Source organism: Streptomyces sp. NPDC059201, assembly GCF_042754585.1.
Classification (GTDB): domain Bacteria; phylum Actinomycetota; class Actinomycetes; order Streptomycetales; family Streptomycetaceae; genus Streptomyces.
Genome location: NZ_JBHZBB010000001.1, coordinates 295,418 through 312,371, shown reverse-complemented (window position 1 = coordinate 312,371; position 16,954 = coordinate 295,418). Strand labels below are relative to the sequence as shown.

General features: G+C 71.1%; 14 protein-coding genes. 8 read left to right on the top strand and 6 right to left on the bottom strand.

Annotation, left to right across the window (positions count from 1 at the left end; translation table 11 throughout):
• Positions 1–217: 217 nt before the first annotated feature.
• The 5 genes from ACFXMG_RS01400 to ACFXMG_RS01380 all read left to right on the top strand — a co-directional run bounded on the left by ACFXMG_RS01400 (position 218) and on the right by ACFXMG_RS01380 (position 6,227).
• Entirely contained in the window at positions 218–673 is a 456-nt protein-coding gene (locus tag ACFXMG_RS01400) for a hypothetical protein (protein WP_383813639.1), read from the top strand.
• A 276-nt stretch (positions 674–949) separates the two neighbouring features.
• On the top strand, positions 950–4,090 hold the full coding sequence (locus ACFXMG_RS01395) for an alpha/beta fold hydrolase (RefSeq protein ID WP_383813637.1): 3,141 nt from the start codon (positions 950–952) through the stop codon (positions 4,088–4,090).
• A gap of 119 nt (positions 4,091–4,209) precedes the next feature.
• Positions 4,210–4,401 carry a hypothetical protein gene (locus ACFXMG_RS01390; protein WP_383813636.1) on the top strand — a complete coding sequence of 64 codons (192 nt, stop codon included), beginning with the start codon at positions 4,210–4,212 and terminating at the stop codon, positions 4,399–4,401.
• Positions 4,402–4,447: 46 nt separating this feature from the next.
• Positions 4,448–5,287, top strand: coding sequence for a proline hydroxylase (locus ACFXMG_RS01385; protein WP_383813634.1), 840 nt, complete (start codon positions 4,448–4,450; stop codon positions 5,285–5,287).
• Between the two features lie 100 nt (positions 5,288–5,387).
• On the top strand, positions 5,388–6,227 hold the full coding sequence (locus ACFXMG_RS01380) for a PhzF family phenazine biosynthesis protein (RefSeq protein ID WP_383813633.1): 840 nt from the start codon (positions 5,388–5,390) through the stop codon (positions 6,225–6,227).
• Between the two features lie 35 nt (positions 6,228–6,262).
• Here the strand turns inward: ACFXMG_RS01380 and ACFXMG_RS01375 are convergent, their stop codons facing one another.
• Positions 6,263–6,748: a RidA family protein gene (locus ACFXMG_RS01375; RefSeq protein WP_383813631.1), complete on the bottom strand. Its 486-nt coding sequence runs from the start codon at positions 6,746–6,748 to the stop codon at positions 6,263–6,265.
• Positions 6,749–7,244: 496 nt separating this feature from the next.
• Between ACFXMG_RS01375 and ACFXMG_RS01370 the strand changes: the two genes are divergently transcribed.
• Positions 7,245–7,775 carry a hypothetical protein gene (locus tag ACFXMG_RS01370; protein WP_383813629.1) on the top strand — a complete coding sequence of 177 codons (531 nt, stop codon included), beginning with the start codon at positions 7,245–7,247 and terminating at the stop codon, positions 7,773–7,775.
• Positions 7,776–8,203: 428 nt separating this feature from the next.
• Here ACFXMG_RS01370 and ACFXMG_RS01365 read toward each other — a convergent pair whose 3' ends face one another.
• From ACFXMG_RS01365 to ACFXMG_RS01355, 3 genes are all read right to left on the bottom strand, one after another.
• Positions 8,204–9,601, bottom strand: coding sequence for an MFS transporter (locus ACFXMG_RS01365; protein ID WP_383813956.1), 1,398 nt, complete (start codon positions 9,599–9,601; stop codon positions 8,204–8,206).
• A gap of 200 nt (positions 9,602–9,801) precedes the next feature.
• The gene (locus ACFXMG_RS01360) at positions 9,802–10,407 is read right to left on the bottom strand and encodes an NAD(P)H oxidoreductase (protein ID WP_383813627.1); all 606 of its coding nucleotides are present in this window, start codon (positions 10,405–10,407) and stop codon (positions 9,802–9,804) included.
• A gap of 90 nt (positions 10,408–10,497) precedes the next feature.
• Positions 10,498–11,256 (bottom strand): SDR family oxidoreductase, encoded by a 759-nt coding sequence (locus tag ACFXMG_RS01355; protein WP_383813625.1) that lies wholly within the window; start codon positions 11,254–11,256, stop codon positions 10,498–10,500.
• 127 nt (positions 11,257–11,383) lie between these two features.
• Here ACFXMG_RS01355 and ACFXMG_RS01350 point away from each other — a divergent pair, with 127 nt between their 5' ends.
• Positions 11,384–14,806: a BTAD domain-containing putative transcriptional regulator gene (locus ACFXMG_RS01350; protein WP_383813623.1), complete on the top strand. Its 3,423-nt coding sequence runs from the start codon at positions 11,384–11,386 to the stop codon at positions 14,804–14,806.
• 120 nt (positions 14,807–14,926) lie between these two features.
• On the opposite strand, the gene ACFXMG_RS01345 is transcribed toward ACFXMG_RS01350, so the two are convergent.
• Positions 14,927–15,148, bottom strand: a complete 222-nt coding sequence (locus ACFXMG_RS01345) for a hypothetical protein (RefSeq protein ID WP_383813972.1) — start codon at positions 15,146–15,148, stop codon at positions 14,927–14,929.
• Here ACFXMG_RS01345 and ACFXMG_RS01340 point away from each other — a divergent pair.
• The gene (locus ACFXMG_RS01340; RefSeq protein ID WP_383813955.1) at positions 15,048–16,118 is read left to right on the top strand and encodes an MFS transporter; all 1,071 of its coding nucleotides are present in this window, start codon (positions 15,048–15,050) and stop codon (positions 16,116–16,118) included. The two genes, ACFXMG_RS01345 and ACFXMG_RS01340, sit on opposite strands and share 101 nt — an antisense overlap.
• A gap of 259 nt (positions 16,119–16,377) precedes the next feature.
• Here ACFXMG_RS01340 and ACFXMG_RS01335 read toward each other — a convergent pair whose 3' ends face one another.
• Entirely contained in the window at positions 16,378–16,782 is a 405-nt protein-coding gene (locus ACFXMG_RS01335) for a hypothetical protein (RefSeq protein WP_383813621.1), read from the bottom strand.
• Positions 16,783–16,954 lie beyond the last annotated feature (172 nt).

Genomic DNA, 16,954 nt, shown 5'->3' with positions numbered 1-16,954 from the left:
AGCGGCAGGTAGCTGAGGCCGGCTGCCACGCACCTCGTCGACGCCCGGTCCAGGCCCTCCGAAGCTCTCTAGACCGTGGGCCCCTGCTGAACTCTCGGCAGGGGCCCGTGCTGCCTGAAATCACAAGCTGCTCTCGTTCGTCCTGGTCACCGCCAATGGTTCCTACGGCAAGGCCGAGGTCGCCGCCCGTGGCGAGGCCCGCGCTCTGGACCAGCTCGTGGAGACCGCCGAGTACGCCCCCGCGCTGCACAGGGATCGGATCCAGGCCGACGCGGTCTGTTACGCGCGTGCGGTGCGGCTCCAGGAGCGGCCCGCGATGTCCGGCGGAACTGGCTCGCCGGCCCCGAGTGTGTGGTCGACCTCGTTCAGGGAGACCTTCGAGACGTTGGAAGGCAAGACGGCCTTCGGGATGCTGGTCGCGGCCGATAACCAGCGCACCGACGAGCGCGAGGAACGCCTGACCCAGGGCGACCTCCAGCATCCCCAGCATCATCTTCTGGTTCCTGCTCGCCACCCTGGCCATCACGGTGGCGGCCCTGGGGATACAGCTGCCCTGCTCTCCGCGCCCGCTACGCAAAGCCCAGCTGTGGCCGCGCGGCCACAAGACACCGCCATCCCCGCTGCCCTGGTCGCCTTCTCCTTCGCGCATGAGTACCGGGGCCCGTCTGCCTGAGTACCCCGCACGGTGCCCGGTGCCCCGCGTTGTTGGTGGACTGCCGTCATGGACACGAAGACCCGGCGCCCGCGCCCCCTGTACACCGCCACGACCGCCACGACCGCCACGACCGCCGCCACCGGTTCGGCCGTTGACGCCGCGTCGCGCCGGAGGGTCACCGCATCTCGTAGTGGCCCTATCAGTGGCCCCTCGTGCATCATTGACGTGACAACCGATTCATCTGCGATCGAACTGATTCTCTTTCAGCTAGCTTCCTGATTGCGGAGGTTCGCGATGGCGTCCACGCGCGTCGACCTCGTTCTGGTGCACGGGCTGTTCTCCTCCGCGAAGGTGTGGCAGGCGTTCGAGACGCTCCTGGCGGACGACCCGGAGCTCGCCGGCTGGGTGAATGTGCACACCTTCCAGTACGACTCTCCTGTCGTCCGGCTGCGGCCCGACCGCCGGGTCGCCGAGACCGACGACGTCGCCGACCAGCTGGGCACGTTCCTGGAGACCGAGCTCGCCGACGCCGAGCGGATCGTGCTGGTCACGCACAGCCAGGGCGGGCTGGTCGTGCAGCGGTTCCTGGCCCGGAAGCTGTGGACGGGGGAGGGGCGGGAGCTCGCCCGGATCAAGCACTTCACCATGTTCGCCTGCCCCAACACCGGCTCCGGGTTCTTCCTCACCGTCCGCAAGTACCTGCCGCTGTGGCGCAACCCGCAGGAGCGCCAGCTACGCCCCTTCGACCGCGCGGTGACCGAGGCGCAGCGGACTGTGCTCAGTTCGGTGGTGCACGCCCGCGGGTACTCGGACCAGGAGTGCCCGATACCCGTGCGGGCCTACGGGGGCACCGCCGACGAGGTCGTGCCGCCGGTCGTGGCCCGAGGCGTGTTCCCCAAGGGCGGGGTGGTCACGGCCGACCACTTCAGCATCGTCCAACCCGCCGACCGCAAGGCCGCCGCCTACCAGGCCGTCCAGCGCGCCCTGATCAAGGTCGCCGAGCAGGCCCAGCGTGAACAGCAGGAGCAGCAGGAGCAGCAGGAACACCAGCAACACCAGGCAGAGCGTAAACAGGGAGAACACGAAGCCCGGCCGGCGTGGGAGCCGTCCGATCCCGGCCGGCACGAGGCCGTCGCCCCAGCTGCCCCCGTCACCCCCGTCGCCCCCGCCCTCCCCACCCAGTCCGCCGGCGCCCCCGGAAAGCCCCCAGCTCACGGCGCCGCCACCCCCACCCCCACCCCACCATCCCTCCCCCAAGACGCCCCAGTTCCCCGCCCCAGCCTCGCCGTTCCCCCAACCCCCCTGCTCCCGGACTTCGTCGGCTTCCCTCCGCCGCCGTTCGGGCAGCTCGCCGACGGGCAGCTGAAGGGCAAGGACCGGCTGGCGCTGGTCGCGTACCTGCTGTCCGAGGAGGCACGGCAGCACGTGCACGTCGTGGCCGGACTCGGCGGCTCCGGCAAGAGCCGGATCGCCCTGGAGGCCGCGGACCGGGCCCGCCGCGCCGGATACCGGGTCTGGTGGGTGTCGCCCCCCGAGCTCAACCTGCGCATGCGGATGATCGCCAGCGACCTGGGCGCCCCGTCGATCACCGTGGAACGGGCCTGGCTCGTCGGCACGGCCATGGACCTCGTCTGGACCCTGCTCGACGCCTGCCCCGACCCGTGGCTGCTGATCTTCGACAACGCCGACGACCCGGAGCGGCTCGGCCCGCCCGGCGGACCGGTGTCCCGGGGCACCGGCTGGCTGCGTACGCCGAAGAACGCCAACGGGACGGTACTCGTCACCAGCCGGGTCCGCAGCCGGAGCGCCTGGGGCGACGCCAGCCGCATCCACCAGGTCCTGCCGCTCGACGAGAACGACGGCGCCTCCATGCTGCTCGAACGGACCGCGGGCCTGGGCGGGACCAACGAGGACGCCCGCCGGCTCTCCCGGCAGCTCGGCGGACTCCCGCTCGCACTGCGCCAGGCGGCCGACGTGATCAAGACCGTCCACGAGAGCCGGATCCGGCTGGACAGCGACATCAGGGACTTCGAGACCTTCCGGCGCGTCGTGGAGCCCGGCGACGGCACCGCACCCGGCCAGGACGGGCCCCAGCTCGGCGAACTCCTGGGCCGGGAGATCGTGGAGAAGGTCTGCGGCATCGGCATGGACCTGCTCACCCAGCACGACCTTCCGCAGGCCCCCACGCTGCTGAAGGTGTTCGCCTGCCTGAGCATCGCCCCGATCCCGTACCGCCACCTGCTCTCCGGGCCCGCCCTCGCCCAGTCCCCGCTCTTCCTCGGCGCCGCCGGCTCGCTGAGCCCCGCGCTCAAGGGCCTCGAAGAACTCGGCCTGGTCGACGCCTACGAACACGAGGACGTACCCGACCCCGATCTGGCCGCCCTGCTCACCCTGCACCCCGTCGTGCACGGAGTCCTGCGCGAGGACGAGGACGTCCGCGAACGGCCCGCCGACTACTACGGCCTGGCCCTGCGCATGCTGCTCGCGGCCACGCACCCGCGTAACCCGGACCACCCCGCCAACTGGCCCCTGTGGGCCGCACTTTCCCCGCACGCCCTCGAGGTCGCGCGCGCCTGCCTGCTCGGCGACCTCAAGCTCAACGACCGCACCGTACGCACCGACGCCCTCGAACTCGCCCGGCTGACCGCCCGCTACCTCATCGCCGCCGGACTGCTCAGCCCCGCGTACGCCCTGGTGCTCCCGCTGATCGAGCGTTGTTCCTCGTACGGGTTCCACCGCGACGACCGCGAGATCCTGGGCCTGCGCCACGAGCAGGGCCGTATCCACCTCGACCGGGAACAGCTCAGCCAGGCGGAGGAGGTTCTCACCCTCGTCGTGGCGGCGCGCACCGAGATCCTCGGCGAGAACGATGCCGACACCCTCGCCAGCCGCCACAAGCTCGCCCGCGCCATCAACGAGCAGACAGGACGTGAGGGCGAGGCGGAGGTCCTGCTGCGCTCCATCGTCGAGGCGGAGAACCAGGTCCGCGGGCCCGAGCACTACGACACCCTCGTGGTACGCCACACCCTGGCCCGGACGATGCTCGCCCTCGGCACCCACCGCGAGGCCGAGGCCGAGGCGCGGGAGATCCTCGCCATCAGCCGCCGCGACCACTGGCCGCCGGCCACCCCCGAAACCCTCCGGGTCCGGGAGACCCTGACGCACGCGCTGCTCCGCCAGGACCGCCCGCAGGAGGCCGAGGAGGTCATCAGCGGCGCCCTGCGCGACGCCTCCCAGCCGCAGGACTCCAACCTCGTGATGCGGCTGCGCTACACGCACGTCCTGGTGCTCCTCGGCATACGCGGCCGTACCCCCGAAGCGGTGAAGACGCTGCGTGCCCTGGTGCACGACCTCGACCGGGTGGTGACCTCGGACCATCCCCTGTCGGTGCAGGCCAGGGGGCTGCTCGACCGTTTGCGGTCGATGCCGACCTGAAACCTCCATGCCGAGGGCAATGCCGGGAATCCCCGTCGGCCCCGGCGGTCTTGCGCGTAGCCTGACGGTGCCTCACCCTGTGTGATGCGTCCCTTGCCGAAACGTTCGGAGGTCCGCCGATGACTTCTCACCCCGCCGACTCCTATGACGACCCGTCCCTGACATGGGGGGCACCGGGGAGCGAGCTGGAGGAGATGCAGGCCGAGTTCGGCCGGCAGGTCGCGATGGAAGCCCTGGAAGCGGGACGTCAGGCACTCGAACTCGACGCGAAGACCGCGTTCCGCACCACCAGCGGAGCACATCCCGGATAGGCGCCGTCGTTTTCCGTTGTCTTTCAGAATGTCGGGGGGCCGACGAATGACCACAGGGAACTTAGGGAACTTCACGCAGAACCCGCCGTCCACGGCGTTGCACGATCCGTTCTTCCGCGTCGCCAGCGCGTCCGCCTTCACCCGCGAACTGCTCACCGGTCTCGCCGGCGGCAGGTACGCGGCCGTCCGCGTGCCCGGATTCCTGCCCGCACAGCGGTGCGCGGAAGTGCTCGCGGCCCTGGAGGAACGGGACTTCGACACGTACGGCAGCGCCCGCGTCGAACCGCGGGTGATGCGGTTCGGCGTCGGCATCAGCGATCACATGGCGGGCGGCGGGGTCGCCGACAGCTACTGGACGGCGCTGGAACACCATCACGAGGCATGGCGGGGCCTCGGCCTCTCCTACGACCCCTTCGCCCTGTGCCGAGAAGGGCTCGGCGCCCACTGGCCGGGCGGTGTGGAGGTCGGTCGTAGAGGCGGGCGTGAACTCGGCGCCGGGGTGGCCAGGGAGCCGAACCAGGGCTTCCGCGTGCACTTCGACGATTCGCTGCGCGAGTACGAGCACGACCTCCTCGACACGCCCCTGATCGGCCAGTTCGCCTTCAACCTCTATCTCAGCGTGCCGCCTTCGGGCGGTGAGACGGTCCTGTGGCGGCACCGCTGGCAGCCCGAGGACGAGTCCTACCGGCTGCCCGCCTCGTACGGCTACGACGAGGCGGTCGTACGGGACGCCGAGTCACTCCAGATCACCCCGAGCGTCGGCGAGGCCCTGCTCATCGACCCCCGCTACTTCCACGCGGTACGCCCGAGCCTGGGCGCCCGCAGAATCGCACTGGGATTCGCGGTGGGCGTAGCGGCGAACGGCCAACTGCTCACGTGGGCCTGAACACCCCCTTCGACCGGCAGCTTTCTGCATGCTCGACCGCCAAAGTCCTTCCGATGCACAGGCTTTGACGCTCACGTGACAAAGCGGATACGTTCGGGCGATGGACATCCTGCGTTACGTGGCCTTCAGCACCGACCCGCTCGGCGGGAACCCGGCGGGTGTGGTGCTGGACGCCGCGGGCATCGACGAGGCGACGATGGCCGCCACCGCGGCCCAAGTCGGCTACTCGGAGACGGCGTTCGCCGTCCCGCGCGCCGACGGGACGCTCGACATCCGCTACTTCAGCCCGCAGGTCGAGGTCCCGTTCTGCGGCCACGCCACCATTGCCACCGCCGTCGCCCACGCACACCGGCACGGCGCCGGCGAACTGCTCCTGCACACCAAGGCCGGGCCCGTCCCGGTGACCACCACGGCCCGTCCCGACGGCTCCGTCGTCGCCACCCTGATCAGCGTCGCACCACGCACCGAGGAGATCGGCGACGCGGACCTGGCCGAGCTCCTCGCCGCCCTGCGCTGGAACGCGGCCGACCTCGATCCCGCCCTGCCACCCCGGGCCGCCTACGCCGGCGCCTGGCACCCCGTGATCGCCGCCGCCACCCGAGCCCGGCTGGCCGACCTCGCCTACGACATGGAGGCGCTGGGCGCCCTGATGGCGCGACGCGACTGGGCCACAGTCGCCCTAGTCCACCGCGAGTCGGACACGGTCTTCCACGCCCGCAACCCCTTCCCGCCCGGCGGAGTAGTCGAAGACCCCGCGACCGGCGCCGCGGCCGCCGCCCTAGGCGGCTACCTCCGCGACCTCGAACTCGTGGACACCCCAACTGTCCTGACAGTACATCAGGGCGTGGACATGGGCCGTCCGAGCCTCCTCACCGTGGGCGTCCCGGCGGACGGGGCGAGCGGCATCGAGGTCACGGGCACGGCCGTCCCCATCGCCTGACGGAGTCAGGGAAGGGCGGCGCGCCGCCCTCCCCGTCACCCGACTGCGTCTTCGGCGCCGTCGGCGGCCTCGAGCACGATCTCGATCTCGACGGGCGCGTCCAGGGGTAGCACGGCCATGCCGACGACGCTGCGCGCGTGCCGGCCGGCGTCCCCAAAGACGTCGATCAGCAACTCGCTCGCCCCGTCGACCACCGCCGGCTGCCCCACGAAGCCAGGGGCGGAGGACACGTACCCGACCACCTTCACCACCCCCGTCACCGCCTCCAGAGGCACCACCGAGTCGGCCGCGGCCAGAGCCGCCAGAGCACACTGCCGGCTCAGCTCCTTGGCCGTCTCAGGCGAAACCTCCGCCCCGACGCGCCCGGTAGCAGTCAACTCCCCGCCACTCAACGGAATCTGACCCGCAATGAAAACCAGGCGCCCGCTGCGCACGGCAGGCACATAGGCCCCCTTCGGAGCGCTAGCCCCCGGCAACGTCAGCCCCAGCTCGGCGAGCCGCTCACGGATGTCCTTGCCCATGACCCCTCCTGATGGCCGGTGACACCCGATCGTCCCACCACCCCACTCCCCACGGCCCGGCCTTGCCGGTTGTACGAACGCCCGCGGCAGACATCTGCTAGGCCCCACTGAGAGTCCCACCCCGGCATCCGGTCAGCCGCGCAACGCCTCAAGCCTTCTGGGGAGCGGCGCCGGACGCCGCTGTCCTTCCGGCTCGTGGAGGGGTTCACGTGACCACGCTCCTCCTTGCCCAGGGGCCAGCGGCGACTCACTGTTGACCACCGCCCGCATCGTAGAGATGGACCCGACAGCCCGTATCCGCCTCGGCGAGGTCGCAGGCACCTTGCCCGGCTCCATCGTCGACCTGGCCCTGGAACAAGTCGCTTCCCCGGCAGCCAGCCCGGCTGCGTTGCCGTCAACTGGCTGCGAGCCGCTGCCGACGCCTATGCCGCCGAGGTGGCCGCCGCGCGGCCTCGCTCACCAACACTCTCGTTCACGACACAGAACAGGGCGCCCGATGATCACTCCGGACCCATCTGTCGATTGGGTCGCCACCTGGCAACGCGGGATCACCGCCATGCTTGAGCAGCACCTCGCCCGCTTCGAGACCGTCCACGGCTACCCGCCAGGCGACAACGACGTTGTCGCGGCCGACGAGCAAAGCCGAGCTGCGGCCGCGCAACTGGAAGACGCCGCCGCCCCCGCGGCTCTTGTCGCCTTCTACTCCTCGGTCGCTGAGCTGCGGCTGTCCGACATCGACCACGGATACTTCATCCACTCGCCCGACCTGGTGCTCGACCATCTCTCCGAATACGGACCAGTCCGCCTCACCGACCACCGCACCGGCATCGTCTTCGGCAGCGACGGCGGAGGCATCCTTTTCGCTCTCGATCAGACCGGGCAGGTCCACCGATCCACCACAGCGTCATGGTCCGACGACTTCGAGCCGGAAGCCCCAACCTTGACTCAGTTCCTCGAACAGCTCTACCGGGCCGTCGCGCTCTTCACGGACGCCGCCAAGCGCCCCTCGGCTACCGAACACAGCTGACCGAAGTAAGGGGTGGCAGGACGTCCCATGCCACTTCGAGCCCCGGAAGGCGTTGTGTCCATCGGAGGACACGCTGCTCCCCGTACGCGCGGGGATGGTTCCTGGTGCGCATATGGGGCGGGTGAAGGATGGGCTGCCTGACGGTTGGACGATCGAGCGAGTGCGATGTGCGGCAGAGGATCCTGAAGCCGACTTGCTGCCCCTCGACCGGCTGGTCGCGGTCGAGTGCCACGACCGCATGGACTACGCATCGCTCCGGCCCGACGTCATCCTGGCCTTCCTACGGAACTGACTTGGGCGAGGCCATCCGCGGCTAGTAACGAAGCCGGGCCTCGTCCGGAACGCGACAAGGCCCGTCCTGCGGAAGCTGCCGGGTGACGCCTGGCGGCTTCCGCAGGACGGGCCTCTTTTGCTTCCCGCCCCGATTCCTACTCTTCTGAGGAGATCTTCGGCACCTTCCGTAGGAGTACCGCCACCAGCACCGCCGTCAGCAGTGCGAAGCTCGCGCTCAGTGTCGACGCCGACTGAAGGGCCGTGGTGAAGGAGTCTCGGGCGGTTGCCAGCAGTTCCTCGTCCGCTACCGTGCTTGCCGCGCCCAGCGACTCGCGTGCCGCGGCCGGGGCGTCGCTGGGGATGCCGTTGCGGTAGACCGCTACTGCGACGCTGCCGGTCACTGCGATGCCGAGGGCCAGGCCCAGGTCGTATGCCGTCTGGCCGGTCGCCGCTGCCGCGCCCGCCTTCTCCGGGGGTGCGGCGCCGACCGCGAGGGTGGTGCCGAGGACGCTGATCGGGGCCACTCCGAACATGATGACCGCGAGGCCCAGGGAGGCCGTTCCGACTCCGGTGGCCAGGGCGATCGCCGCGTACCCGGTCAGCGATACCAGGAGGCCGCTGATGAGGACGTACGCGGGGCGGAAGCGGCGGGCGAGCGGCGGGGTCAGTTGCGATCCGGCGATCAGTGCCGCCGCCCCGGGCAGCAGCCAGAGTCCGGCCTCCAGGGGCGACTGGCCGGCGACCGCCTGGAGGTACTGCGGGACCAGGTACTCCACCCCGTTCAGCGCGGTCATGCCCAGGAGCAGCGTCAGCAGCGCTCCCGTGAAGGCCCGGTCGCGGAAGAGGCGGAGATCGAGCAGTGGCGTGGCCAGGCGGTTCTGGCGGTGGACGAAGAGCAGTGTGAGGGCCGTACCGGCGGCGAAGGCCGCGGCCGCCTGCGCCGTCGGGCCGTGCGAGGCCACCGACTTCACCCCGTACACCAGGGGCAGGACCGCCAGCAGGAAGAGCGCCACACTCGGCATGTCGATCCGGCCGGCCCCGGGATCGCGATACTCCGGAAGGAGGACCGGGGCGGTGACCAGGGCGATCAGCATGATCGGCAGACCGATCAGGAACACCGAACCCCACCACCAGGACGCAAGCAGCACCCCGCCGACGATCGGGCCGATCGCCAGGCCGACCGAGAGCGCCGTCACCCACATCGCGATCGCGGTCGCCCGCTGCCGTGCGTCGGCGAACATGTGGCTGATCAGGGCGAGTGTGGAGGGCAGTACGGCGGCTCCCGCCACGCCCAGCAGGGCGCGGGCGGCGATCAGGGTCCCGGCGTTCGGGGCGTACGCGGCGAGCAGCGAGGCCAGCAGGAAGCCGGCCGAGCCCGCCATCAGCAGCCGGCGGCGGCCGAGGCGGTCGCCGAGCGTGCCCATGATGACCAGGGTCCCGGCGGTGAGGAAGCCGTAGATGTCGGTGATCCAGAGCAACTGGGCGCTGCTCGGCCGCAGATCGGCGGCCAGGTAGGGGGTGGCGAGCCAGAGGACGCCGAGGTCGGCCGTCATCAGGGTGACCGGCAGGAGGAGGACGGCGAGGCCGAGCCACTGGCGGGCGCCGGCCTTCGCCGGGGGCGCCTTGGCCGGGGAGGTGGGGGAAGCGGTCTTGGTGGGCGAGGCGGCCTCGGTGGGGGAGCTGACCTCGGCGGGGGAGGCGGCCTCGGCGGGGAAAGTGGGGGAAGTGGGGGAGGAGGGGGTGCGGGTGGTGGTCATCGCGGCAGCGCTCCGTTCAGGGATTCCTCGGCGGACTTCAGCAGTTCCCGCACCCGCTGCGGGCGCAGTGCGCGCGGTACGCCCGACAGCTCGGTGCCGTACACGATCTCGACGGACGAGTCCTCGATCCCGCAGAACCGGGAGACGGCGACCCGCAGTTGGAGGTCCAGGACGGTGGACAGCCCCAGCTGTTCGATCTCCGCCTCCGCGTTGCCCATCAGAGCGAGCCAGAGCATGCGCTTCCCCGCCAGGCGGGGCTTGCTGCGGCCGTAGGCGAAGCCGTAGTTCCACACCCGGTCGATCCACCCCTTGAGGACGGCCGGCGGCGCCATCCACCAGACCGGGAAGACGACGACGATGTCGTCGGCGGCCAGGATCCGGTCCATATGGGCGTGGACCTCGGGGGAGTACGCCTTCTCCCGGTTCTCCCAGTCCGGCTCGTCGGCCGGCCGCAGGACGGGGTCGAAGCCCTCGGCGTACAGATCGAGTACGTCGACGGTCTCGCCGCCGTCCTTCAGCCGGGCGTGCAGGAGGTCGGCGACCTGGGCGGTGAGGGAGTCGGTACGGGGGTGGGCGTGGACGAGCAGGGTGTGGCGGGGCATGGCGGCGTCCTTCGGAAAGGTCTTCGGGAGGGTCTGGGGGGTGGTCTGCGGGGAGTCGGGCGGGCACGGGGGCGGGCACGGGGGCGGGCGTCAGAGACCGAGGCCGGAGCCGCCGCTCGCGTCGATGTTCTGGCCGGTCACCCAGCGCGCGTCGTCCGAGGCGAGGAAGCCGACCACGTCTGCCACGTCCCCCGGCTGTCCGACCCGGTTGAAGACCGAGAAGCCGGCGGCGTGCGCCTTGGCGGCAGGGTCGGCCATCCAGGGGTGGATGTCGGTCTCGATCGTGCCGGGCGAGACCGCGTTGACGGTGATGCCCCGGGAGCCGAGGGTCTGGGCGAGGGTCAGGGTCAGCACCTCGACCGCGCCCTTGGAGGCGGCGTACGAGGTCATGCCGGGGAAGGCGACCTTGGTGACGCCGGAGGAGATGTTGATGATCCGGCCGCCGTCCCGCAGCCGGCCGAGGCCGTGCTTGACGATGAAGAACGGCGCCTTGGCGTTGACCGCGAAGACCCGGTCGTAGTCGGCCTCCTCGACCTCGTCGATGGTGCCCGCGCCGGCGATACCGGCGTTGTTGACCAGGATGTCGACGCCGTCGGCGTGCTCGTCGAAGGCATTCCAGAGGGCCTCGGCGTCCCCGGGGACGCCCAGTTCGGTGCGGATCGCGAACGCGGAACCGCCGGACTCCTCGATCGCGGCGACCGTCTCCTTCGCGGCGGCTTCGTTGGTGGCGTAGTGGACGGCGACGCGGGCGCCGTCGGCGGCCAGCCGCAGGGCGATCGCGCGGCCGATGCCGCGGCTGCCGCCCGTGACGAGCGCGGTCTTGCCGGTGAGGGTGGTGGAGCGGGCCATCGGAGTCTCCTCGGTGGTGGTGTTTCCTGCTGACGAGGAAGACTTTGCGGGAGCGCTGTTCGGGTTCGGCTCGGGTCGTGTTCGGGTCCGGTTCGGGTCCGGTTCGGGTGGGAGTTACGGTGATCCCATGCGATTCGGGGTGCTGGGGGAGACGGCCGTGTGGACCGAGGACGGGCGGCCCGTCCGGGTTCCTGAGCTCAAGGTGCGCGCCCTGCTCGCCTCGCTGCTCGTCGACACGGGCCGACCGGTCGCCACGCACCGTCTCGTCGACGATCTGTGGGGCGAGGAGCCGCCGGGCAATCCGCTGCGTGCCCTCCAGGCCAAGGTCTCCCAGTTGCGACGCGTCCTGGAGGAGGCCGAACCGGGCGGCCGCGACCTGGTGGCGTCTCGTGCTCCGGGCTATCAACTGGTGCCTTCGGAAGGCACCTTGGATGCGGAGCGGTTTGCCGCGCTTGCTGCCTCTGCCCGCGTCGTATCCGACCCGGCGCGCCGCGCCGCGCTGTTCGCCGAAGCGCTCGGCGTGTGGCGCGGACCCGCGTTCGCGGACTTCGCGGAGGAACCGTTCACCCGGGCGGCCGTGAACCGCCTGGAGGAGGAGCGGCTCGTCGTCCACGAGGAGGCGGCGGAGGCACGCCTCGCCTCAGGGGAACACGCCCTGCTCGCGGGGGAGTTGGCGGAGATCGTCGGGCGTCATCCGCTACGTGAGCGGCTGCGCGCCGTGCAACTGCGCGCGCTCTACCGCTCGGGCCGGCAGAGCGAGGCCCTGGCGGGATACGAGGAGTTGCGCGTCCGTCTCGCCGAGGACCTGGGCCTCGACCCGAGCCCGGAACTGGTCGGACTCCAGCGGGCGATGCTCCGCCAGGACCCTGCGCTGGAACTGGACCTGGAAGCGGTACGTGCTGAGACCGGGGCGACGTCCGGCGACGTACGAGATGCGGTGCTGGGTGGAGGCGTACGAGAGTCGACGCCGGACCCAGACCTGCGAGAGTCGAGCGCGCTTCCGGTTTTGGGTTCGGCACCGGCCCGGGACGATGGGCCGGGCGGTGCCGGCCGGGGCGGGGCGCGCGGCAATCTGCCGGTGGCCATCAGCGGGCTCGTCGGGCGCGACGTGGCCGTCGGGGAGATCCGGGAGCTGCTGGCCGGGCGTCGGCTCGTCACGCTCACCGGCCCCGGAGGCGTCGGCAAGACGCGGCTGGCCGTGGAGGCTGCCGGGCAGGCACGAGGGCTGTTCTCGGACGGTGTGTGGCTGGTCGAACTTGCCGGTGCTCACGGCGAGTTGGCTGAGGTTGTCGCCGCGGCCCTTCAGCTGCGCGACGACGGGGCGTGGGGGATACGACCCGAGGCGGGACGGGCACCGAGCGTGGCTGAGCGACTGGCGGACGTCCTGCGCGGGAAACGCATGCTGCTCGTTCTCGACAACTGCGAGCACGTCATCGACGAGGCCGCCGCGCTGGCGGAGCTGCTCCTGCGGTCCGTCCCCGACCTCGTGGTGCTGACGACAAGTCAGGAGCCCTTGGCGCTGGCAGGGGAGACGCTGTGGTCGGTGCCGCCGCTTGATCTCCCGGGCGCCGTCGAGCTGTTCGTCGCCCGGGCGGCGGCCTCGGCGCCCGGATTCGTACCGGACGACTCCCAGCGGGCCGCCGTCGAGGACATCTGCCGGCGCCTCGACGGCGTGCCGCTCGCCTTGGAACTGGCCGCCACCCGGGTGCGCGCACTCGGCGTGCACCGGCTGCTCGAACGGCTCGACGACCGCTTCCGGCTGCTCAGCGCCGGACAGCGGGGCGCCCCGGCCCGGCAGCAGACGCTGCGCGCGGTCATCGACTGGAGCTGGGAGCTGCTGCCCGAACCGGAGCGCCTGGTCCTGCGCCGGCTCGCCGTCCACGCCGAGGGCTGCACGCTGGACGCGGCGGAACAGGTCTGCGGGGGCGGCGAGGTCGCGGCCGACGACGTACTCGATCTACTGGCACGGCTGGTGGACCGTTCGCTGGTCGTCGCCGTCGAGGGGAAGGACGGGCCGCGCTACCGGCTGCTCGAATCCGTCGCCGCGTACTGCGTCGAGCGGATGGCGGACGCGGGCGAGACCGAGGACGTACGCGGTCGGCACCTGACGTACTACACGCGCCTCGCCGAGGCCGCCGAGCCGGCGCTCCGCGGCCCCGCGCAGCGCGAGTGGCTGGCCCGCCTGGACGCCGAGTCCCCGAACCTGCGCGCCGCACTGGACCGCGCGGCGCAGCGCGGCGACGCCGAACACGCGCAGCGGCTCGTGGACGCGCTGGCCTGGTACTGGGTGCTGCGCGGGCGCCTGGGCGAAGCGGTCCGCTCGACGGCGACGGCGCTGGACACGGCCGGCACCTCCCCCGACCCGGCGGAGGGTCCCGACGCCCTCGCCCCCGCGCTCGCCCGGGTACGGGCCCGGGTCGCGGTCTGGCGGACCGGGCTGACCGTGATGAGCGGCGACGGTACGGACCGCCACCGACGTATCGCGAGCGCGCTCGCATCCGTCGACGCGGCGTACGGAGCCGGCCCCGCCGTGCTCGCCTGGGCCCGCTGGTTCCTCGCCCACGCGCTCTGCGGCACGGGGAGCCAGAGCGAGGGCGAGGAGCTGACGAACGCGGCGCTCGACGGGTTCGCGGCGACCGGGGAGGCGTGGGGAGAGGCGGCGGCGCTCGGGGACCGGTCCGTGCAGCGGCTGCTCAGGGGCGATCTGACGGGGGCCGAGGACGACGCGGCCCGCAGCGCCGCGCTCTTCGCGGCGGTCGGGGACGCGTGCGGGGGGCTGTGGTCCGTGTACCCGCTGGCGACCGTGGCGGAGATCCGCGGCGAGTACGAGCGAGCGGACAAGCTGAAGCGTGCCGCGCTGGACACCGCCGAGAGCTTCGGGCTCACCACCGAGGTGCCCGACCTGCTGTCGGGGCTCGGCCGGACCGCGCTCCTCAGGGGCGACTTGCGGCAGGCGCGCGCGTACCACCAGGCGGGGCGGGAGAAGGCCGTCGAGGTCGGCTTCCGGGCGGGCGAGATCAACGCCGTCCTCGGCCTGGGCCTCGGAGCCCGCAGGGAGGGCCTCCTGGACGAGGCCGAGCTCCACCTCCGAGAGGTCCTCGCATGGCACCGACTGGTCGGACTCGACGGAGCCAACGCTCTGATCCTGGCGGAACTGGGCTTCGTGGCGGAACTGCGCGGCGACGCGGAGACGGCCCTCGCGCTGCACGGGGAGGGGTACGCGACGGCTCTGGCGAGTGGAGACCCGCGGGCGGTGGCCCTGGCGCTGGAGGGCCTGGCCGGAGCCCATGCCCTGGGCGGGCGGGGTGAGGGGGCGGCTCTGCTGCTGGGTGCGGCGGGGGCGCTGCGGGCGTCGACCGGGGCGCCGTTGCCCTCGGCCGAGCGAGGGGACGTGGAGCGGGTCGAGACGGCTGTGCGCGCGGGGCTGGGTGAGGGGGCGTTCCTGGCCGCCTGGGCCCGGGGCGAGCGGCTTGATGCGGAGGCGGCGGTCAGGGACATCCCTCTGCGGAATCCCGCGCCTATCGCGGTGAAGCCCGCTCAGGCGGGCTGATGGTTGGTGTCGGGAATCTGCCAGAGAATGGCGCCCGTTCCTGCTGGACTAGTGGTCACACTCTGTATGTGATGTCCAACTCGGGACGGGATTCATGTCCACAGCAACCACCGCTTCTGTTCAATCTCCTGCACCGCCGGATCGATCGGCGTTAGTTTCCTGGCTGGCCGTGATTTCGGTGATGCTGGGGATTTTTTCGATCGTCACCACTGAAATTCTGCCGATCGGCCTGCTGACCTCGATCGGATCGAGTTTCACCATCTCGGACGGAATGGCTGGTCTCATGATGACCATGCCAGGATTCCTGGCCGCGTTTTCAGCCCCCTTGGTCACGGTGGCCACGGGGCGTATCGACCGGCGGGTCATGCTGGGTGTGTTCATCCTCTTGCTGGCGCTGGCCAATTTCCTGGCCGCGATCGCGCCGAACTACTGGCTGGTCCTGGTCTCCCGCGTCCTGGTGGGGGTCACCATCGGCGGCTTCTGGTCCATCGGAGCCGGGCTCGCCGGCCAGCTGGTGCCTGCCGAATCCGTCGGCCGCGCGACCTCCGTGATCTTCTCGGCGGTACCGCTCGGCTCCGTACTCGGGGTCCCGCTGGGCACGTTCATCGGTGACATCGCGGGCTGGCGGACCGCGTTCCTGGTCATGGGCGGCTTCACGCTGGCCGTCCTCGCCCTGCTGCTCCTGGTCGTGCCGCCACTCCCTGCCCACCAGGCGACACGCCTCGACGTCCTCGGCGGCCTGCTCCGGAGCGTCAATACGCGCTTCGCCCTGGTGATGACCTTCCTCGTCGTGCTCGCTCACTTCGGCACGTACACCTACGTCACCCCCTTCCTTGAGCAGGTGACCCATGTGAGTTCCGGTCTCATCACGGTCTATCTGCTCCTCTATGGAGCAGCCGGAATCGCCGGCAACTTCCTCGGTGGATCCACGGTGGGGCGCTATCCGCGGGCGACCTTCGCCGCGGCTGCCGCGTTGATCGCGGGTGCGGTCCTGCTCCTCCCGGTCCTCGGACGGTCGGACGTGGGAGCGGTGGCGCTGTTGATCGTCTGGGGCGTCGCCTACGGAGCCGTACCGGTCTGCTCGCAAACCTGGTTCGCCAAGGCTTCGCCCGACTCCCCTGAGGCGTCCTCCGTCCTCTTCACCGCCTCCTTCCAGGCCACCATCTCTATCGGGGCCCTGACCGGAGGGGCCGTCCTCGACCGCTCCTCGCCCTCGACGGTCATGGCGCTGGGAGGTCTGGCAGCCGTCCTGACGGTGCTGGTCGCCTGGGCCCACTGGGCGGGGAGATTCTCCTGGTCCAAGGCTTCCTAGCCACGGCGTGTCGGGTGCAGCGATCCTCCTCCTCGGCACGTGCCCCGCAGTGTTCGCCCTCGCGTTCAGGCGCGCCGCCTCACTGAGACCTTCGGCCGGCTGGTGCGGGGCTCGGCCGTAGTGCCTGGTTCCCCCCCCCACGACCTGGCCGCCGTCCGTACCCACGGCTTGGGCGAGGCACTCACCGCGGCCGGCATCATCACCGCGATCACCCAGGCTGTTCTCGTCCTTCACGACGCGTCAGCATGAGGTGGCGCGCTCAGTCGCTGAGGCGGGGGCCGCGCTCGGTGGAGGTGACGCGTTGGGGTGCTGAGGGGGGTTCGCCTTCGAATTCGGCCTGGCAGGCGTAGTCGGTTTCCTTGCCCAGGGGTACCAGAACGGCCTCGGGAATGTCGTTGCAGCGTACTGTCTTGGCGCCGGAGTGCTCGTTGTAGAAGGCTTCGACGACTGCATCGCGCAGGATCAGGCCGCTGCGGGGAACGGTCTTCCAGTAGGTGTCGTCCGTGGTGACGTCCCAGGTCACCACGACATTCTTGATGCTGCTGGTGCAGGTCAGAGCATCACTGGAGTTCGGTGACTTGGGTGAACACCGCGCGGTGATCTCTCCCGCGTATCCCGCCAGCCAGACGGTCTCGCGACGCACCTTCCGTACCACGTTCTCCATGTACGGAGTGAAGTCGTCAGGCTCGGGGAAAGCGTCCGGGTCTCCTGGCGGGGGCTTCGGCAGGACATGGGGAAGCAGCTCCGACGGCTGGGCGACGGGGGTCGGGGAACTTGAGGTGGGCCCGACCGGGCCGACCCCGCCTGTCTACTGGTGTGATCGGTCCTCGGTGCTC